The 20,338-nt window shown below is 35.5% G+C and carries 22 protein-coding genes; 13 read left to right on the top strand and 9 right to left on the bottom strand.

Annotated features, from left to right (window positions below; genetic code table 11):
• The 9 genes from ACY65O_RS01840 to ACY65O_RS01800 form a co-directional block, all read left to right on the top strand.
• The coding region (locus tag ACY65O_RS01840) for a hypothetical protein (RefSeq protein WP_462219146.1) at positions 1-214 on the top strand (214 nt) is incomplete at its 5' end.
• Between the two features lie 233 nt (positions 215-447).
• Positions 448-720: a hypothetical protein gene (locus tag ACY65O_RS01835; protein ID WP_462219145.1), complete on the top strand. Its 273-nt coding sequence runs from the start codon at positions 448-450 to the stop codon at positions 718-720.
• A gap of 9 nt (positions 721-729) precedes the next feature.
• Positions 730-2,238: a YfaP family protein gene (locus ACY65O_RS01830; protein ID WP_462219144.1), complete on the top strand. Its 1,509-nt coding sequence runs from the start codon at positions 730-732 to the stop codon at positions 2,236-2,238.
• A 53-nt stretch (positions 2,239-2,291) separates the two neighbouring features.
• The gene (locus ACY65O_RS01825) at positions 2,292-3,884 is read left to right on the top strand and encodes a hypothetical protein (protein WP_462219143.1); all 1,593 of its coding nucleotides are present in this window, start codon (positions 2,292-2,294) and stop codon (positions 3,882-3,884) included.
• Positions 3,885-4,074: 190 nt separating this feature from the next.
• Entirely contained in the window at positions 4,075-4,692 is a 618-nt protein-coding gene (locus tag ACY65O_RS01820) for a hypothetical protein (protein WP_462219142.1), read from the top strand.
• A gap of 102 nt (positions 4,693-4,794) precedes the next feature.
• Positions 4,795-5,451, top strand: a complete 657-nt coding sequence (locus ACY65O_RS01815) for a hypothetical protein (protein ID WP_462219141.1) — start codon at positions 4,795-4,797, stop codon at positions 5,449-5,451.
• A 25-nt stretch (positions 5,452-5,476) separates the two neighbouring features.
• Positions 5,477-7,015 (top strand): hypothetical protein, encoded by a 1,539-nt coding sequence (locus ACY65O_RS01810; RefSeq protein ID WP_462219140.1) that lies wholly within the window; start codon positions 5,477-5,479, stop codon positions 7,013-7,015.
• A 1-nt stretch (position 7,016) separates the two neighbouring features.
• Positions 7,017-7,490, top strand: coding sequence for a hypothetical protein (locus tag ACY65O_RS01805; RefSeq protein WP_462219139.1), 474 nt, complete (start codon positions 7,017-7,019; stop codon positions 7,488-7,490).
• Between the two features lie 90 nt (positions 7,491-7,580).
• Positions 7,581-8,057, top strand: coding sequence for a hypothetical protein (locus ACY65O_RS01800; protein WP_462219138.1), 477 nt, complete (start codon positions 7,581-7,583; stop codon positions 8,055-8,057).
• Here the strand turns inward: ACY65O_RS01800 and ACY65O_RS01795 are convergent.
• Genes ACY65O_RS01795 through ACY65O_RS01785 form a run of 3 tightly spaced genes read right to left on the bottom strand, consistent with a single transcriptional unit; the run spans position 8,054 to position 11,108 of the window.
• Positions 8,054-8,584, bottom strand: a complete 531-nt coding sequence (locus ACY65O_RS01795) for a hypothetical protein (RefSeq protein ID WP_462219137.1) — start codon at positions 8,582-8,584, stop codon at positions 8,054-8,056. The genes ACY65O_RS01800 and ACY65O_RS01795 overlap by 4 nt on opposite strands.
• Positions 8,581-9,063: a hypothetical protein gene (locus tag ACY65O_RS01790; RefSeq protein ID WP_462219136.1), complete on the bottom strand. Its 483-nt coding sequence runs from the start codon at positions 9,061-9,063 to the stop codon at positions 8,581-8,583. Before ACY65O_RS01790 ends, ACY65O_RS01795 begins: the two co-directional genes overlap by 4 nt.
• A gap of 29 nt (positions 9,064-9,092) precedes the next feature.
• Positions 9,093-11,108, bottom strand: a complete 2,016-nt coding sequence (locus tag ACY65O_RS01785; RefSeq protein WP_462219135.1) for an alpha-ketoacid dehydrogenase subunit alpha/beta — start codon at positions 11,106-11,108, stop codon at positions 9,093-9,095.
• 233 nt (positions 11,109-11,341) lie between these two features.
• Between ACY65O_RS01785 and ACY65O_RS01780 the strand changes: the two genes are divergently transcribed.
• On the top strand, positions 11,342-12,496 hold the full coding sequence (locus ACY65O_RS01780) for a vWA domain-containing protein (protein ID WP_462219134.1): 1,155 nt from the start codon (positions 11,342-11,344) through the stop codon (positions 12,494-12,496).
• A gap of 79 nt (positions 12,497-12,575) precedes the next feature.
• On the opposite strand, the gene ACY65O_RS01775 is transcribed toward ACY65O_RS01780, so the two are convergent.
• The 4 genes from ACY65O_RS01775 to ACY65O_RS01760 form a co-directional block, all read right to left on the bottom strand.
• Positions 12,576-12,944 carry a phage holin family protein gene (locus ACY65O_RS01775; protein ID WP_462219133.1) on the bottom strand — a complete coding sequence of 123 codons (369 nt, stop codon included), beginning with the start codon at positions 12,942-12,944 and terminating at the stop codon, positions 12,576-12,578.
• Positions 12,945-12,961: 17 nt separating this feature from the next.
• Positions 12,962-14,242 (bottom strand): M16 family metallopeptidase, encoded by a 1,281-nt coding sequence (locus ACY65O_RS01770; RefSeq protein WP_462219132.1) that lies wholly within the window; start codon positions 14,240-14,242, stop codon positions 12,962-12,964.
• A gap of 17 nt (positions 14,243-14,259) precedes the next feature.
• Positions 14,260-15,495, bottom strand: coding sequence for a M16 family metallopeptidase (locus tag ACY65O_RS01765; protein WP_462219131.1), 1,236 nt, complete (start codon positions 15,493-15,495; stop codon positions 14,260-14,262).
• Positions 15,496-15,556: 61 nt separating this feature from the next.
• Positions 15,557-16,756: an aspartyl protease family protein gene (locus tag ACY65O_RS01760; RefSeq protein WP_462219130.1), complete on the bottom strand. Its 1,200-nt coding sequence runs from the start codon at positions 16,754-16,756 to the stop codon at positions 15,557-15,559.
• A 65-nt stretch (positions 16,757-16,821) separates the two neighbouring features.
• Here ACY65O_RS01760 and mqnC point away from each other — a divergent pair, with 65 nt between their 5' ends.
• Genes mqnC through ACY65O_RS01745 form a run of 3 tightly spaced genes read left to right on the top strand, consistent with a single transcriptional unit; the run spans position 16,822 to position 18,783 of the window.
• Positions 16,822-17,946, top strand: coding sequence for a cyclic dehypoxanthinyl futalosine synthase (mqnC, locus tag ACY65O_RS01755; RefSeq protein ID WP_462219129.1), 1,125 nt, complete (start codon positions 16,822-16,824; stop codon positions 17,944-17,946).
• A gap of 21 nt (positions 17,947-17,967) precedes the next feature.
• Positions 17,968-18,288 carry a DUF3817 domain-containing protein gene (locus ACY65O_RS01750; RefSeq protein WP_462219128.1) on the top strand — a complete coding sequence of 107 codons (321 nt, stop codon included), beginning with the start codon at positions 17,968-17,970 and terminating at the stop codon, positions 18,286-18,288.
• Between the two features lie 6 nt (positions 18,289-18,294).
• On the top strand, positions 18,295-18,783 hold the full coding sequence (locus tag ACY65O_RS01745) for a GAF domain-containing protein (protein WP_462219127.1): 489 nt from the start codon (positions 18,295-18,297) through the stop codon (positions 18,781-18,783).
• A 91-nt stretch (positions 18,784-18,874) separates the two neighbouring features.
• Here ACY65O_RS01745 and ACY65O_RS01740 read toward each other — a convergent pair whose 3' ends face one another.
• Complete coding sequence (locus ACY65O_RS01740) at positions 18,875-19,486, bottom strand: DNA-3-methyladenine glycosylase family protein (protein WP_462219126.1); 612 nt, start codon at positions 19,484-19,486, stop codon at positions 18,875-18,877.
• A gap of 27 nt (positions 19,487-19,513) precedes the next feature.
• Positions 19,514-20,338: DALR domain-containing protein (locus tag ACY65O_RS01735; RefSeq protein ID WP_462219125.1), on the bottom strand; the 825-nt coding region annotated here is incomplete at its 5' end.

Here is a 20,338-nt window from a genome sequence, read left to right as displayed (position 1 = left end):
GGGTAAAGCTTTTCTTATGAATGAAAAAGCAAAATATAGCCCTAATCCTAAGTCACTAAACCTATCGGTAAAATACAAATGTATTACTACTTCGCCCAATACATTATTATTAGGATTATTGCAGGAAAAAATGCAGGGTGTGGTGGAAAATTATGAAGTAGGGTATGGGCAGGATAAGACGATTAAATTATTTATGAAATCAACGGACAAATAACACTAATTCCTATTAAATATATGCATTTAAAAATATGGTTTTGCATAATCTTGTTTGTTTCAACGGGCAGTAGTAAAGCACAGAATCGTTGTTATATTTTTAAACATAGCCAGTTTATAAATGGCACAAATTATAACTGTGGCACTGCTACAATAATGAAAGACGAGTCTATTTTTTTGAATAAATCTGAATATCAATCCAAAAAAAATGAGTTGGACGTTGAATGTAAAATTATGTACAAAGGCAATGAAAAATTGTATAAACAAATTCCTTATGCCGAGTTGGTTTTACCAAACGAAGTAATGGTAGTACTATATTTTGAACAACAAATGGAAATAAAAAAGGGCTCCTTTTGCAGTAATACTTTTTATGAATGTTTCAAAGGAACCGATGCGGCTGTTGTTGTAAATCGTTCCAACATCAGAATGACTTCTGTAGGTGCTAAAACAAAATGCATAGTATTCAGGAAAATTGTAAAGGGAGAAAATATTAAGTTCAACAATTAAAATAGCACGATGAAATACCTATACTCAATTATTTTTTTAAGTTGTTGCTTTTGTACTGCATTTGCACAAAAAGAATTTAAAGTTTCCGGTAAAGGCAATATTGATGTGGCATTTACTTACAACGATCCTTCATCTTATTTTAGTTTCCCCAAAGAAAAATGCCTTCCCATGCAGGTGGTTAACCACAATTTTAGCCAGGAATTTCGTGAAGAAAACGGAATAAACAACCTGTCTTCTGCAGCAGTAAGATTAAGAGCCTGGACCGTTATGGGCGACTTAATGATGACTCCAATATTTACTTACAGCCTTAATAAAGAATACCTGAAAGGCGAAAAGGAAATCGTTGGTTTTAATATTATTTCTAAGTATAAAGACCTGGTAAAACGTTACAATGCCGTTAGGCCAATTTCCTTTTCTGCTGTTGTAGGCATGGGATTAAACCCTGAGGATAAAATGCAATTTGGAGCGTATGCTTTTTTCAATATCAAAAGTAATGATGTGATTATAAGTGCACAGGAAAAAATGCCTTATGCAGCACCAACATCATACACCTGGGGCGAAATGATGATAATGGTAGAAGGCGATTATGCTGAAAGATATTCGTTTAGAATTCCTGCTGCGTTCTCTCCATCCGACGAAGGAAAAGATAAACTGGCAAAAGCAATTTCTAAAACTGAAAGAATAGCCACTTTTTCGTGGGCAAAAATAGACAATGTACAGGTTAGGGCAAGATATCCAACAACTGGTAATATCTATATACAAATAAAATGGCCATTACTGGAGATTGATAAAATATACGAATTATATAAAAAATATGAGAGTGGTGAAGAAAAACCACCGTCGGAAGAAATTGATGAAGAAGTAAAAAATAAAAATATAAGCACTTATAATAAAGATGACGAATGGAGCCAGGCAGTACAAGCTCCTGTTAGCATCACTCTGGATAAAGATTTTAATAACACTGTAACAGAAGAGGGTGTAATAAAAATCAGTGGTAATGTTACTGGCCCAAAATCACTTATAAAAGAAGGTAAAATAATAGCTGAAGGTTACGAACAAACTTTTAGTATTGATGAATCAGGAAACTTTACGGCACAATTGGTTTTAAAATCCGGCATCAACAACATAAAAGTTACAGTACAGCAAAAAGAATTACCTCAAAAAATTACACTCAGTCGTGAGCCAGTTGATCTTAGGGCAACCTTAACCTGGAACACCTCTGGCTCTGATATTGATCTTTATATAACTGACCCTGATGGATTTGTTTGTAATTATCAAAATAAAACTACCTCTAATATGCAATTGGATGTTGATAATACTAGGGCTTTTGGTCCTGAGAACATTTATGTTACTAAAGTAAAGAAAGGTAATTACAATATAGCTGTAGAAAATTACAGTAATGCTGTTGGAACGGAGGCAACAGTTTATGTATTTGTAAATGAGCAATTAAAAAAAGTGCATAAAGTTATTTTCACAAGCGCCAGGCAGCGGATAAATATAGGTACGTATTCATTTTAATTAATGCATACTGACCAACAAAATTCAGTAAAAGAATAAACTTACTTAACAATATGCGGAATCTATTAATCGCTTTATTGATGATTATCTCAATGTCATCCAAAGCCCAATCTGCAGCAGACCTATTTAAGCAGGCTTTGACAGCCTTTGAAAAAGGCAACAATGCGGCCTGCATTAACGCACTTTTAAATTGCGAAAGTGCTTTAGGCAAAACCAATCCAAAAATAGAATCTCTTAAAGCCCTTGTTTACAGCGCAGCACAAGATTGGACAAAAGCGGCAGTAGCATTAAAAACATATTTTAAAATTGCTCCTGCATCCAATACAGGAACTGCGGCGTATAAAGACCTGCTGGTTATTAATGAAAAAGTAACTGCACAGATCGCCATGGCTGACAAGGAATTTGTTGAAAAGAGAGATGAAACAAGAATGGCTCCGGCTAATGCAATAGTAAAGCAGCGCAGCGATGCAGAAGTTTCTAAACAAACACAATTAAAAACTTTTAGCGATAAAAAAATATTTGACATTTATAAAGAAAGTAGTGACCCAAAAGAACTGCAGGAATTTATAAAAATGTATCCTTCATCACCCGAAGTGGATAATATAAGATTTAAACAATTGACTTTGGAGGGTGATCAAAAAATGGATATTGGCGAGTGGCGTAAAGCAATAGACAAGTATTCCGAAGCCCTCGAAATAAAAAATAGTGCAAAAGTAGAAGAGAAGAGAGCAAATGCCTGGGACGAACACACTTATGAAATTGCATCATATCAAATAACTGTAGAACCTATGGAAGCATATCTTGATAAATATCCGTTAGGTATACATATGGTGCAGGCCGAAGAGAAACTTAAAAAAGAATACCTGGAACGAGCCAGGGAAGCCAGGGGTAAAGACTTTGAAACTGCTGAACTTTATTATAAAAAATACCAGCAGCGTTTTCCAAAAGGGTCAAAAATAAAAATTATAAATACAGAGTTGTGCAGCCTTTATTATACTGAGGGTAAAAAATATGATAAAAGCAAAAATATATATGATATCAGTAGGGCAATTGATTTATTTACTGCTGCTAATAACTGTGGTAAAAAAACTAGCGACCGGAAGATGTCATCCTTGCAAAGAAAGCAAAGAAAGGGTTTTAGACATGACGATTCTTTTGTGGGCTGGCATGGAGATGAAGAAAATTTATATGGTGTAATGTTTGGCGGCCTTAAAAACAAAAAAGTAGGCACCTACCTTTCCGCGAGGGCAGGCAACGGTATATTTGAAGATGTGACTTACTGGGAAACCAACAACGAAAATAGTGTAGCCAAATCAGATGATCTTAAAAAAACATTTACAGGAACTATTACCAGCAAAACTATTTATGGCAATTTTGGTATCACCAAAAAAATATTCCACCCGGTTTGGCTATACACGGGTGCCGGGGTTTGTGTAAATTCAGAGATCAGGCAGTTTGAGCACAACACTACCAAAGTAAAAGAGTTTGCAGAAAATGGAGATAAAAAATTTACCGCATTAAATGTAGAAGCAGGCATTTATTTAAAACTTGCCGGCCTTGTTTTTAGATACGGGGTTAACAAACCAATCAATGATAAATTCGGGAATTCATTAGTACATCATTTTGGGTTTGGTTTCACTTTTTAATCACACAGTATTAATGTATCAAAAGGTATTCTAAAAACATTAAAAAATAACCGGCTATTAAACCTTATTGGTATGCTTTTTATACGGCCTGGTGGAGTTATGCCACGCTATTACAAAGGAAAAATGAAAAGGCAATAACATAAAGGTTGCTGAAATTAAAGGGCATTATAAATTTAAAAATATAAATAAAATGAAAAAAATATTGTTGTTAAGTGTTTTGACAATGGGGGCATTGGCATCATTTTCCCAGGAAAAGGCAACATTAACAAAAGAAGAAACGATTAATTATTTGAATAAAAAAATAAAAGAAATCGATGGTCATTATCGCACTGACTCAAAAGCATTATACTATTATAGTCAATCAGTAAGTAAGTCATCCGAACAAATTATTGTAACATCCAGTTACCGAAATTATGCTGACAATCCCAGGGTAAATGATTATTATAAAGGAAACGTTTATCCATGTGACTATTTTGAGAATTCCTTTTCACATACATTTAACCCAGGCCATATTAAAAGTATCTCTCTTAAATCAAATCCCAACGACCCGGTTGCAATTATTGTAATTACCCTGATAGGAAAAACAGCAAGCGAAAGATTTGTAAATGCTGGAACAACAACAAACATTAATGGAGGTAATTATGGAGGTAAATGCAATGGCTGGGCTACCCCTGAAAAAAGTTCTTCAACCAGCGAAATATGGTTTCCTTTTTTACAATCAGACCCAACTAATTTTAATAAAATTAAAAAAGCATTAGAGTATTTAAGAGACTTATATAAAGCCGAAGATGATCCTTTTGGAAATTAATAACAATTTAAAAGAAAATATGCTTAACTAATTTCTATTTAAAAAACATTTATCGTATCTAAAATCGGATCAAAAAATAACAATACCTAAACAAGCAAAAAAATGAAAAGTAAACTACTGATGTGTTTTTTTACAATTTGGTCATTAACCTCATTTTCGCAGGATAAAGCAAGTTTAACAAAGGAGGAAACCGTTAATTATTTAAACAAAAAAATTAATGAAATAAAGGATTATAGTTCCGTTATAAATAGCAAAAGTTATTATCATAGGAGCTCAGAAGTAAAATCATCCAAAGATAATTTGAAAATAAGCTATGATCAAAGCAATTATAAGCAAAGGCCAGAAGGTACATTGGTTACAATCAATGATCGTAACAAGTATAAGATACCCATGAGAATCTATCCATGTGATTATTTTATTGAAAATATAACACAAGAGTTTAATCCGGCTTATATAGTTAGTGTGGAAATTGGAAATAATGACCAAAACGCAGGAACAGTGGGATTTATGCAAATAACCCTTAAATCCAAAACAGTCAAATATTTAATCGAAAGGAATAAAACCTCATACACCGTATCGGGAGGCAACAATGATGGAGAATGTGGAGATTTTCAAAAGGTTTACAGTAATACTAATTTTTATACCATTGTTTATTTCCCATATTTAAAAGCAGATGATACCAATTTTAATAAAATAAAAAAAGCACTAGAGTATTTAAGAGACTTGTATAAAGCAGAAGATGATCCTTTTGGAAATTAACCTATACTCAAACTCAAACCGCCACATGCTAATAAAATTAATTGTAACGGCATTCTTTATGAGTGTTGTAAATATTGCTTATACTCAAACTTCTGGTATTGGTAATGTTATTTCGATAGAATCTATTGCTAAACGAATTGAATATAATAAAGAAACTATCGCTAAGTATAAAAACGATTTAATTTTATTGGAAGAGGCGTTAAAAAATAGAACTCAAAAATTAAAAGATGAAATAGCTGCTTTGTATAAAGAACGTGATAATATTATAGGAGACATGAAAGTAGGTGCAAGATGCAGTCAATGTAATGGGTGGAAATCGGAATTTGAAAAAAGAGGTGAAAATTTTGAAAAACACCTTGGCGATGTTAAGGGTTATGCCATTCCGGCCACTACATCAGAGCTGGAATCAACAAGAAAACAATATGCTGAAAGAATTGCTTTAAAGAAAGTGCAATTACAGAATATAGAAAAAGGGGATAACGGGATATTGAAAAAGAAAGAAGACATTGCCAAAATGGAAAAAGAAAATGAAACCCTTTGCGTAAGTATGACCACCCATAGCAAAAGCTATGAAACGAGTGTTTTTTCTGAAGCAAAAAATAAACATAATCAATGGATTGAATCCTTGATGAATTATGCTTCTTCTATTCTTATAGCAGACGATAAGATAACGATAGGCAAAGCCACTGTAATAAGATATAAGAAAGACTTTGAAACAGAAGCGGAAAAAATTTGTGAACAAGTAAAGGCTGATTCAAAGGAGGCGCAAAATAAGTTGACTGCCAATATTGATATAAATGAACAAAAAAGCCAAATAATTCTTACCGAACAAAAAGAATACCTGGCTCCTGTTGAAACACAGCTTGCAGAGCTTAGAAAGCAGAAAAGTTCGTTGGATTGGGATTTAAAAAAAACAACAATCACTCCCACAGAAAAAGATTCGTTATTAAAACAGCAACAACAACTGATTATTCAAATAAACGAGCTCAATAAGAATATTCAACAATACAATGCAACAGTAAAATCAAAAATTTCACAAATAGAATTAGAAAATAAAAAATTTAAAGATGATATATGGGAACTTACTGTCAGTCTTTCTAAAAAACAAGAACAGGAAGTGGTAAAGGTTAAACCGGCTTATGATACCAAAATAGCTGCTGCTAATGATATGGCCAGCCGGGCCACGAATGAATTAGCACTGGCAAGAAAAACATATGCAGATAAGGCGGTGGTATATAAAAAGAACAATAGTGACTATATTGACATTGTAATTTTGGAAAGCAACAGGATGCTTGTTGCAGCTCAAAGCGTAAACTGCTCCGTTTGGAATGAGGTAAGAGGAATGGTAGCTACAAACTGGAACAAACTGTTTCCCTGTGTAAATAATATTACAACGTTGGCAAAACCCTATAGTTCGCATGTTTTCAATGCCTATTGTTCGGGAACATCTTCATCTGCGTATTTGGCCTCTTATAAATCTTTCTTATCAGGTCTTAATCCAGATGATATAAAAGCGATTAAAGAAAACAGTAATGCTGATTGGTTTAATTTAATAACTAAATAAAATGAAAAAAATAATTACAGGTTTATTTTTCTGTTTGCTGCTTTCTCTAGCAGCATCAGCCCAAACAAAACAAAAAGCCGAAAAGGAATTTATAGACCAGCTCAACAATATTTTAATAAACTCAAAAGAAGATGATTGGCAAACTGGTGGCAAAATGAGTGTTGATTCTGTATTTGCAATAAATAAAGCAGGTATTTTATCACTATCCGTTCGTTATACTAAAGAGGATTCTTCTTTTGTAAGGGCAAGAATGGAAGCACCGGTAAATAAAATATGGAGAATAGCATACGATCTTTACCTGATACTGGAATATAAAAATGATGATGTGACAGTGTTTAAATCTGGAACTAACAGCAACGAATTAGTAGAAGACAATAAAACTAACTTGCTTCACATTGGCGCACCCTTTCCGGAGGATATTCGCCACCAGCAAAAATTGCTAAAGTTATTGGATAACGTATTAAAGTACTACTGAAAGCTAATGGGCTTTCTGCAAGATGTGTTAAAGATTAATTTTGAAAATTAATAAGTATAAATGTTATTGTAAAACCTGTTTCTAATTTTTATGAAAAGTATAATTATTGCTATTTATTGCTGTACAATATTTCCCATTGTGGCTATTGCCCAGCCCAAACAAAAAGCACAAGCGGCGTTCTTAGCAGAGCTCAATAAAATAATAAGTAATTCTAAAGAGCAGCATTGGGCCTACAAAGGTGTAATGACTATTGACTCGGCATTTGCAATCAATAAAAAAGATGAGTTATCAGTAACAGTGCGTTACACTGAAGATACGGATGTTGTAATAGCAAGAATGACAGCGCCTATAAAGAGAAAAATGAGAGTAGCTTACGATTTGTATCTGATACTGGAATACAACGACAATTATGTTTCTGCATACGAAACAGCCAAAAACAGCACTTATTTAAAAGAATTGGAAAAAACCAATTATTTTCATATTGGCGTACCCTTGTACGAAGGATACAAACAACAGGAAAAATTACAAAAGTTGTTGGATAATTTGTTGAAGTATTATAAGAATTAATCAGCCGAACTCCAATGAAACAACACCCAACCCGTGTTAGTTTCAATTAAAAAATTCTGTTCATTCCAGGTGTCATCAAAGCAGGTTACTTGTATTATATCTTCTTTGCTAAGCAAATTGTTATAAGGTTCCGATAGCTCATTTTTACTACATTCAAAACTGGGCTCGGTGGTAATCCCTGCTACGGTGGCACTATATTGCTCCCAAAAACTTTCGGCAGGTATAAGCTTGCCGTTGGTATTTGTAAAACCTTTTTCTGCTATAAAAAATTTTATAAAATCTTGTATTGCTGGTGTTGTATCATGCCACTGCCTTTCCCAAATGTTTAGTGCTTTGGCTTGTTTTTGCAGTAAATAAATTAATGCTGCAGCATTCGTTGCTGCATATATTTTAGATAGGGTTATCACTATTGCCCTGTTCCAAAATGTACTGCTTGTACTCAAATCATAAAAATCGGCTTTTTGCCAATTACCATCTTGTAACAGGTAATCGTTTTGTGGAGCAGTAAGTAAAGTGGCTACATTCATTTTAAAAAAATATAAGGTACTGAGTTTATAACAAAGTTACAATCAGGTAGCATATCCTTTAGCAATAGCATTTTATCTTTTATATCCCTGTCATCGTCATTAGAAAATAATATATCGGTAAGTTTTGTAAGGCCGATTAATTGTAAAATACCATCAATGGTAATGCCCGTATTTTTTAAGTGTAAAAATTGGAGGCTGGTAATTTTATTTAAATCGGCAATGCAATTATTGTCTATCTCCGTACAGCCTTTTATTCTTAATTCGTTAACATATTCCAGCTTTGTTAGCAAGGCAATGCTGGCATTAGTAATTTCCGTTTCATTTAAGTCCAGCATATTAATACCCTTAACATGTGTTAGTAAATAGGCTAATCCTTCATCATCTAAATCGGGTATTTGTCTTACATCAAAATGATGATGATAGGCTTCGGTGTTGAGTATTCCAAAACGACGTTGCCAATATTTTTTATTACGGGGCATATTTGGTTAAATATGTTTTTAGGTGGTACTTAGTATTGCATTAGTTTATTTACACATTCCCCCAACCTGCTGTACGCCATAAAGTTTTTCTCCAGTTCCAAATTAAAAGGTATCGGTGTATCCAGGCTGGCGCAACGCATTACCGGTGCATCTAAATAACTAAAACAGTTTTCAGCAATCCATGCGGCAACTTCGCCACCAATGCCGCCAGTGAGTGTGTCTTCGTGCAGTATCAAAACTTTTCCTGTGGCTGCAACCGCTTCCTCTATCGCATCATAATCTAAAGGCAGTAAGGTTCTTAAATCTAAAATTTCTATGCTGATGTTTTTATTTTTTGCTGCATAATCCATAGTCCAATGGACACCTGCTCCGTAAGTAATTATGGTAATATCATCGCCATGCTGCACTGTCCTTGCTTTACCAATTTCTACTTCGTAATATTCCTGTGGTACGTGGCCGCTTACACTACGGTATAAAGCTTTGTGTTCGAAATATAAAACCGGGTTAGGGTCGTTTATTGCAGCAATCAATAAACCTTTTGCATCTATGGGTGTGCTGGGATAAACTACTTTTAAACCGGGGGTGTGCACAAACCATGCTTCGTTACTTTGAGAATGAAATGGCCCGGCACCCACGCCGCCGCCAGTGGGCATGCGAATAACCACATCTGCATTTTGCCCCCAGCGGTAATGAATTTTTGCAAGGTTATTAATGATCTGGTTAAAACCCACCGTTGCAAAATCGGCAAACTGCATTTCCATCATACTTTTATAGCCTTCTAAACTTAAACCTAATGCGGCACCAACAATTGCACTTTCGCATAAAGGTGTATTGCGTACTCTTGCTTTGCCAAATTCATTTACAAAACCTTCGGTAATTTTAAAAGCGCCGCCATACTCTGCAATGTCTTGTCCCATTAAAATTAAGTTGGGGTGTTTTTGCATGCTTTGATGAAGGCCTTCTTTGATGCCATCTACAAAACGTTTGTCGTGAGTGGTGAGCCGTGAGTCGTGAGAAGGATCTCCGTATGTGTACTGTTTTACTGGCGACACATTACTCACTATTGACGGTGCATATACATCATTCAATTCCTCCTGCATATTTACCACCATTGGTTTTGCTTCGTTGGCAATTTTTAATTCGCTTTCAATCTGTTCTTTTATTGCTGTTTTTATATTTTCAATTTGTACTGCAGTTAAAATATTTTTTTCTAAAAGAAAGGCTTCATAATTTTTTACCGGATCTTTTTTTGCCCACAGGTCAAATAATTCCGGCGGTACATATTTTACACCGCTGGCCTCTTCGTGGCCACGCATTCTGAATGTAGTACATTCTATTAAATAGGGTTTTTGATTTTGTATGCAATAGTCTCTTACCCCTTTTACAGTATCATATACTTCTAATAAATTATTACCGTCAATGCGTATGCCTTCCATGCCATAACCTTTGGCTTTATCAACCAAACTAAAACAACGGTACTGTTCATTTACTGGTGTACTTAATCCATAGCCATTATTTTCTATAATAAAAATTACAGGTAAATCCCAAACCGCTGCAGTATTTAATGCTTCATGAAAATCGCCTTCGCTTGTACCACCATCTCCACTAAAAGCAACGGCTACCCTGCTCTCATTTCTTAATTTATGTGCCAATGCCACACCATCGGCAATGGCCAACTGCGGACCTAAATGAGAGATCATGCCGCAGATATAATTTTCTTTACTTCCAAAATGAAAACTTCTTTCCCGCCCTTTGCTGTAGCCTTCTTTATTGCCCTGCCATTGCATGTATAATTTACTTAACGGCATTTTTCTCGTGGTAAACACACCAAGGTTGCGGTGCAAAGGCATTATCCATTCGTCATCTTGTAAAGCCAATGTTGCGCCAACAGAAATGGCTTCCTGACCAATACCACTAAACCATTTGCTAATTTTTCCCTGCCGCAATAACAGCAGCATTTTTTCTTCTATCATTCTTGGTAAAAGAATGGCTTTATAAAAATGAATTAATTCTGTGGGGGAAATATTTTTTTTTTCGAACTGCATATCGTTGTTTGAGTAGCACAAAAGTAAACAAAGAAGTTTTGCCTGCGGCAAAAAGGTTGGCCACAGAGGCACAGAAACACAGAATTAATACAGTTATAATTTAAATAATGGGCTCCAATAAATTTCGATACTGCTTTCGGTGTTTCTGTGCGGCTGTGGCTATTCTGTTTTTTTTAACAAGAATTGTTTGTGCAAATTTGTTTATGGCTGCATCTTACTCAAAACTACTGATTATGAAATTAGCTGCTAAAATTTCCCTCGGTTTATTCTCCATTGCAAGTGTAATAAGTTTATTGGCTTTAAGTAAAAAGCCTGATTATAAAAAACCAGTGCAGCCAAAAATACAGGCCGCTATTTTACTGGATGTAAGCGGCAGTATGGATGGCTTAATAGAGCAGGCAAAGGCGCAACTCTGGAATATGGTTAACACTATGGGTAAAGCAAAATGTACCGGTGATGTTGCGCCCCAAATTGAAATTGCTTTATACGAATATGGCAGAACAACCAATGATGCCAATGCCGGTTATGTAAAAAAGATAAATGATTTTATCAGCGACCTGGATTCGTTATCCCAAAATTTATTTAGTTTAAAAACCAATGGTGGCGATGAATATTGCGGCCAGGTTATTTACAGTTCGCTTAAAGAACTGCAATGGGATGCAGCGCCGGAAAATTATAAAGTAATTTTTATTGCAGGTAATGAGGACTTTTTGCAGGGCAATATTCAATACACCCAATCTTGTAAAGAGGCTAAGCAAAAAGGTGTGATTGTAAATACCATTTATTGCGGCGATAAAATGCAGGGCATAGCCGAGCACTGGAATTTAGCAGGCGAATGTGGAAATGGAAGCTATACCAATATTAATCAAAATACAAAAGAAGAAGAAATATCTACGCCTTATGATAGTATGATTTATGTGATGAATAATAAATTGAATGGCACTTATATTACTTATGGATATGCAGGCGTTACTTATCAGGCTAAACAAGGTTCGATGGATGCTGCCAATACAACAATGAGTAAAGAGGCAGGGATGAAAAGGATTAAAGCAAAAAGTAGTGGTAAGGTTTATCAAAATGCACATTGGGATTTGGTAGATGCAAATGCTAATGGCGATTTTAATTTTAAAACACTGGATAAAAAGAATTTGCCGGACAGTTTAAAAAATAAAAATGAAGAAGAGTTGAAAAAATTTATTGCAATAAAAAGTAAAGAGCGTTCTGCAATTCAAAATGAAATAACTACACTTAATACACAACGGGATGCTTATATAGCAACAGAAAAAGCAAAGAATGCAGCTGCAATAAATAATTCGCCAACGCTGGAAACTGAAGTGGAAAAAATAATTAAAGAGCAGGCAAGGCGGTTTAATATGAGGATTGAGTAAAGTAGTTTGCACGCTGAGGGGCAGAGAGCGCAGAGAAAAAAATGTTAGGAAGACTGATGATTTAAAAGAGTTGGGTTGGTCAGCTCTTTTTATTTTTTTCTTTCTCCGGAAATGCCTTACGGTGTACCAGCGAATTAAAGAACGATAACAGTACACTAAACAATAAAGCGTACCAAAAATTTTCTACTTTAAAACCTCCAACAAAATGATCGTCTATTAAAATGATGCAGGCATTAATTACAAATAAAAATAAACCCAGGGTAAGTACAGTGGCCGGAAGTGTAAGCAAAACCAACAAGGGTTTTACAATAGCATCAAGCAGCGATAACATTACGGCCACAATTAAGGCAGAAAACATATCTTTTATTTCTACACCCTCCGGAATGATGTAAGCGATGATAAAAGCATTTACTGCACATACCAACACTTTAATTAGCCATTTTTGCATCGCAATATTTGTTTATACTAAATTACAATTAGTTCATAAAAATCTCCGGGATTTAAATATTTTTTTGCAAGCTCCCTCAACTCTTCTGCCGAAATAGTTTTTATGGTTTGTACCGAATCATAAAAATATTTTTCATCCAGGTTATTTAAAATTAAATTTTTCCAGCGGCCCATTATTTGAAAAGGTCCGTCGAGGTCGCCGAGTATGGTGCCAATTAAATAATTTCTTACTAATAATAATTCTTCTTCATCAACCAGTTCTTCCTGTAATAATTTCATTTCCTTATACACTTCTTCAATTGTTGCTTCACTTACATCCTTACCGGCTTCGGTACTTATCATCCAGGCGCTTTGCTGCAAATGGTTTTGTACGTAACTGTGTATGCCATATGTGTAACCTTTATCTTCCCGTATATTACTCATAAGCCTGCTGCCAAAATAGCCACCAAATAAAGTATTCAGCACCATCACTTTCATAAAATCCGGATGATGGCGGTTGGGAAAATCTCTTGCAATTCTTATAGCACCCTGCACACCTTCCGGATCGTTTGTTATGCGGTATTTTTTTTCTAAAGCAGGGGAAGTATTGATGGTTGATAGTTGATAGTTGATAGTTTTTAAACTCAAACTTCCAAAATTATTATTCAGTTGTTCTTTTAAATTGGCTGGCAATTTACCGCTTACAAAAATGATGCATTGCCCGTTTACATAATACTGCTTGTAAAATTCTTTTAACGCTTCGGTGTTTAACGCATCAATATCTTCAGCATGGGTGTACGTGCCATACGGATGATCTTCTCCATAAACATACGCATCAATTAAACGGGTGGCAACAAAATCGCTTTTCTTTAAACTTACACTCAGGCGCTGTTTGGAATTTTGTTTATAGGTACTTAATTCTTCTTCTAAAAAAATGGAATCAGTAATCATTTCTTTTACTACAGGTAATAATTTATCTAAATGTTTATTAAGAGAAGATAAGTTTACCACCGCAGTTTCGTTATAGCAGGCCCTGCTGCAATAAGCCCCGTAATAATCAAAAGCTTCATTTATTTCAAAAGCAGTTTTTGTACTGGTGCCATTTTTTAATAAAAAATTGGTGGCCCCTGCAACAGCTTTTTGTTTTTCAAAACTGTTACCGGCATAAAAAACCAGTTCCATCTGTATTACTTCCTGCGTACCGGCATCAATGGTATACACTGGCACGCCATTATCTAAAGTAAAAAAAGTGTAAGGCTTTAAATGCAAATTAAATTCTATTGCATCTTTTATGGGGGGAGCTATTTTTCTATCTAACATTTTTAGTTTTAATTTTTTTAATTGGCCAGGTAATACAACGTATTGCAATTATTTTCATCAAAAATAATTTTACATTCCTGCAATACTTCTGCTACCGTTACTGCCTGGTATCTTTCCAGTTCTTTATTAATTAAATCAGCATCTCCCAACAATTCATACATTGCAATGCTTGCGGCACGGTTCATTACACTCATGTCTTCAAAAGCCATCATGCTTTCGGTTTTATTTTTTACTTTTTCCAATTCTCTTGCTGTAATACCATGCGCCTGCAAATTTTTTATTTCTTCATTTAAAGCAGCTTCGGCCTCCTGCATGGTTACACCTTTCACTAATTTTCCTTCAATAGTTAATAAGCCGGTATCGGTGCTGCCCATGTGGTAACACTCAATATTACTGAATAATTTTTTTTCTTTTACCAGTGCCTGGTATAACCTTGATGAGCCGCCACCGCCTAAAATATCGGTAATTAAATCGGCGGTGTAATACCGCATGTCGGTACGGGAATAAATATGCCAGCATTTATACAAAGCATCAAGTGGCACATTAGCTTTTACTTCTACACTTCTGGCTGCTGTTTGTTTGGGTTCTACAGGAAGATCTCTTTTGTATTTTTCACCTGAACCAATGGGTGCAAACCATTTTTCGGTAAGCGTTTTAACCTGTTCCACTGTTACATTTCCGGCAACAGTAAGTATAGCGTTGTTAGGTGTATAGTGTTTATAAAAAAATCCTTTTACATCCTGCAGTGTGGCGTTTTCAATGTGGCTTAATTCTTTTCCAATCGTCATCCACCGGTAGGGGTGAGTGGTATAGGCCAGCTCCCTCATTTTATGCCACACATCGCCATAAGGTTTGTTAATATAATGTTCTTTTAACTCTTCGCTTACTACTTTGCGTTGGGTATCTAAACTTTTTTTTCCAAACGCTAATGATAACATGCGGTCGCTCTCTAACCAAAAAGCCGTTTCAATATTTTCTGCCGGCAACTGGCAATAATAATTGGTAAGATCGTTGGTGGTGTAGGCATTATTTTCGCCGCCTGCAACCTGCAATGGTTCATCATACACCGGAATGTTGACGCTGCCGCCAAACATTAAATGCTCAAACAAATGTGCAAAGCCGGTTTTGTGCGGTTCTTCATCTCTTGCTCCCACATCATACAAAACATTTACTACGGCCATTGGTGTGCTTTTATCTTCATGCACCAATACTTTTAATCCATTGGGTAAAATAAATTTTTCAAACTGAATCATGCTGCAAAGGTAAGGAGAGAAAAATGTAAAATGTTAGCCGTTAGCTTTGGTAACTTGTAATTTATCTGATGCTTAATGTATATAAGCTGAGTATAATTAATTCTTGTCCCCGTTTTACAATTACTTTTATTTCTTCGTTAGGTGTTTGTAAAATATTTTTGTACGTATTAATATTGTGTGAAAAATTATTCCCGACTGCATACACTTCATCATCAACCATAAACTTTGCTTTGGCACCAGGCGAACCTTCAACAATATCCCCAACTACTATTTTTCCATTCTCATAATAAATACCAATTCCCGTATAGGCATAATCAAAACTTTCTTTAAAGCGACTGTTGGGCAGCAGGTGGATTTCTCTTTTAGGGTAATTAATTATCATATTGAACCTCCGCAATAAATCATTTCCAATAAGGCCACCGGTAAAGGGGAAAGAAGTAACATTAAACTGATCATCATATAAATAAGTGGGTACCTGCCTAAACCTGTATGGCCCAAGCTTTATTTCTTTTATTACTGTAAGCCGCATCTCCAGTTTACCACCAAGCCCCTGTGCCTGTGTTATCAGGGGTTTGCGGCGTGAAAGCAAAACCCCACTATCTTTTGCGAACTGCTCACTCATTAAAAAACAAAGGCCTGCGCCAGTATCAAAATAAAAATTATAGCCCAGCTTTTTTCTATCCTTAATATTTGCCCACTGTATGGGTAATGCCGTAAAAACCGGGTGCAGTGTTGTTCCCTGTTTGGGATAATTAATTTTGCCAGGGCTGTACACTTCAATAACAGTACTGTCAAAATTTATAGATACAATGTATTTGCTGAAAAAACTATACCCGATAATACCATCTATTTTTTCTCCATAAACACTGGTTAACACTTCATAATTATTAACATGAAAATTAAGGTGTTTTACATCTAAGCCCGTTAAGTGTAATGTTTCATCAAAAATAAATGGCACTTTACGTATGCCGCCAATACCTGTAATGGTGGTATCTGTTGCTTTACTGGCTATCTTAAATTCCGCACAGGTAGATGAATCTATCGAAATACCCCCGCTTCCGGTATCTAAAACAAAATTTAATGTATCAGGAATATTACCAAACCTTGCCTGAATAACCATTACACCCCCGTTGTATAATTTAAATGGAAACCTTGTAAGCAGTTTAGCCCTTGGCTGCGATAATATTTCCTGTGCCTGGCAAATAAAACAGGGCAAAACGCAATGTGCAAACAGTAATATAGTTAAAATACTTTTTCTCATTAAGCAGTATGTAATTTACAACCTAATGGATGTACTTTTGTTGTTTATTACACAAAAGGTTTATTATGAACATAAATGATTTATACCAGAAGGCCCTCGATTTTGGTTTTCTTACTGCAGAAGAAGGTATGTATTTGTTTGAAAATGCTCCCTTAACCGAACTGATGTATGTGGCTAATGAGTTACGAAAAAAGCAGGTACCCCACGGAAAAGTTACGTGGCAAATTGACCGTAATGTAAACACCACCAATGTATGTATTGCCAATTGCAAGTTTTGTAATTTTTACCGCATTCCCGGCCATGCCGATGCTTATATAACGGATATAGAAACTTATAAAACAAAAATTGAAGAAACTATAAAATTTGGTGGCGATCAGTTGTTGTTACAGGGCGGTCATCACCCGGAATTAGGATTAAGTTTTTACGTTAACTTATTTAAAGAATTAAAAAGCCTTTATCCAAACATAAAATTACATACGCTTGGCCCGCCAGAAGTGGCGCACATTACAAAGCTTGAAAAAAGTACACACCGTGAAGTATTAATGGCATTACAGGCAGCAGGCATGGATAGTTTACCCGGTGCCGGTGCAGAAATTTTAACGGACAGGGTTAGAAGACTGATCAGTAAAGGAAAATGCGGCGCACAGGAATGGCTGGATATTATGCATGAAGCACATAAATTAAATATTACCACCAGTGCCACCATGATGTTTGGCCATGTAGAAACTTTACAGGAAAGATTTGAACATTTAATAAAAATAAGAGAAGTACAAAGCCGCAAGCCCGAAAATGCAAAAGGTTTTTTAGCATTTATTCCATGGACGTTTCAGGATGTAGATACATTATTAACAAGAATACGTGGCGTACATAATTTAACTACATCCGAAGAATACATTCGCATGATTGCAATGAGCCGTATTATGTTACCTAATGTAAAAAACATACAGGCCAGCTGGTTAACGGTGGGTAAACAGGTAGCACAAATTTGTTTAAATGCCGGTGCCAACGATTTTGGCAGTATTATGATTGAAGAAAATGTAGTGAGCGCAGCAGGTGCGCCACACCGTTTTACCAGTACCACTATTCAGCAATCTATAAAAGAAGCAGGCTTTGAACCGCAGTTAAGAAACCAGCAATACGAATGGAGGGCAATACCCGGGGCGATTGTTGAACAGGTTATTGATTATTAATTTTTCCCTTAAATAAAAAAAATGACAAAAGAAGTGTTGCTTACTCAACTCCACCGCTTTAGAATGGTGGCTATTGCCGAAGGTATTTCGTTTTTAGTTTTATTAGGTATTGCCATGCCGCTGAAATATTTGCTGGATATGCCAATGGCGGTAAAAATTGTGGGCTGGCTGCACGGCGCTTTATTTGTAACCTTTATTTATTTTGCTTTTGAAATATTTACTTCTTTTAAAAAAGAAATTTTATGGCTGGGTAAAGCTTTTTTAGCATCAATCATTCCTTTTGGTACTTTTATTTTTGACAGGGAATTAAAAATGGAAGAACAAATTTTAATAAGAAAATAAAAAATAATGGCGGAGGATTTACATATTATTGAAGGTACTAAAGCAGAAATTTATCAATCGCTTATTCCGCAAATAAATGCTTTGATTGATGGAGAACCGGATTTAATTGCCAACCTTGCAAATGTTGCCGCTGCATTAAAAGAACAATTTAACTGGTTGTGGGTAGGGTTCTATTTAGTTAAGCAGGATGAATTAGTATTGGGGCCTTTTCAAGGGCCTGTGGCCTGTACAAGAATAAAAAAAGGCCGTGGCGTTTGCGGTGCTGCCTGGCAAAATGCAAAAACTTTAATTGTACCAGATGTAGAAAAATTTCCCGGGCATATTGCCTGCAGCAGTTTATCAAAATCAGAAATTGTAATTCCTCTTTTTAAAGATGGTGAAGTTTTTGGTGTGCTTGATGTGGATAGTGAGTTGTTAGATCAGTTTGATGAAACTGATAAGCAGTTTTTAGAGGAGATTGTAAAGCCGCTGTCCCCTAAAGGAGAACTAAAGTAGTTACTATAATTTTTTGTTGTAAATAATTTTAAATTTGTTGTTCTTCAAAATAATAAAATAAGTTAAGCGTTTTTACGCTCAAGTTCCCCCTTCAGGGGGCGGAGGGGGTTGCATCCTTCCATCCCCACAAATACCTGCAGGCATAAGTTTTATAAGGGCTCCATTTTTTACTGATGGTTAACATTTTTGCTTTCATCGCTTTTTTATCTGCCGCATCAATATTATACAGTTTACAAATGGCCTGCTGTATGCCTAAATCATCCACTGCAAAAATATCTTCACGGCCAAGAGTAAACATTAAAATCATTTCCACCGTCCACTGGCCCACTCCTTTTATTTGAGTAAGGTATTTTATCAGTTCTTCATTGCTCATTTTATGCAAACGGGCATCAGTAATTTTTTCATCAATAAAAAATTTGCAGACATTGTATACATAGTTTGCTTTAGCATTACTAAGGCCAATGCTGCGTAAAGTTTCAAAAGGAGTTTCGGCAATTTGTTGTGCAGTAGGAGTTTTGCCTTTATATAAATTCAAAAATCTTTTTTGAAAAACATCGGCAACTTTAGTACTCAGCTGCTGGCTCATAATAGAGTTGCACAAATGCAGGTGTACATTTTTTCTTTTGGCTAAAACAAACGGCTGCTGTAATTCCAGTATTTTTTTAAATTTTTTATCTTTGCTTAAGTGTAAAATATGTTCCATAATTTTTCTCGTTTTCTCTTTTACCCTTTAGCCAATATTCCAACTCATGTCCCCACTCTTCTCATCTTTTAAATTAATACCAATAGCAGTTAACTGATTCCTTATTTTATCACTGGTAGCAAAATCTTTTTTAGCTTTTGCTTCTTTTCTAATATCAATTAATAATTCCATTACACCGCTCAGCTTTCCGTCGCTCAAATTAAATTCGTCTGTTAAACCAAACACCTCTTCTATATAAGCCTTAAATTTTTGCTGCATTAAAACTAAGGTAGATGATAGCAATGCATCAGCGGGTATCAACCCGTCTTTAATAGAATTAATTACCGGCACCAGCTCAAACATATTAGCTAATACTTTAGCGGTGTTAAAATCATCATTCATGTTCTCATCAAACTGAGCAATTATTTGCAAACATTTTGCATTTAACTCTGCATCTTTTGCTGCTGCATCGCTATGTATAATTTTAAAAATTTTCAACACTTCGTAAGCCTCCCATAATCTTTTAAAACCTTTTTCGCTTGCCTGCAAAGCTTCGTTGCTAAAATCTAATGTGCTGCGGTAATGTGTTTGCAGCATAAAAAAACGGGTAGTCATGGGTGAGTAAGCTTTTTCCAGCAACGGATGATTGCCGGTAAATAATTCCTCAGGTAAAAAACCATTACCCAAAGATTTACTCATACGGGTGCCGTTAACCGTTAGCATATTGGTGTGCATCCAGTAATTTGCCGGGCTGGTATGGTTGCAGGCCTGGCTTTGTGCAATTTCGTTGGTGTGGTGTGTAGCAGCAAGATCCATTCCGCCGCCATGTATATCAAATTTTTTACCCAAATATTTTTCACTCATGGCCGAGCA

The sequence above is a fragment of the Ferruginibacter sp. genome (assembly GCF_031430955.1).
Classification (GTDB): domain Bacteria; phylum Bacteroidota; class Bacteroidia; order Chitinophagales; family Chitinophagaceae; genus Ferruginibacter.
The sequence above is the reverse complement of the archived record's forward strand: the minus strand, read 5'-3'. Positions and strand labels throughout refer to the sequence as shown.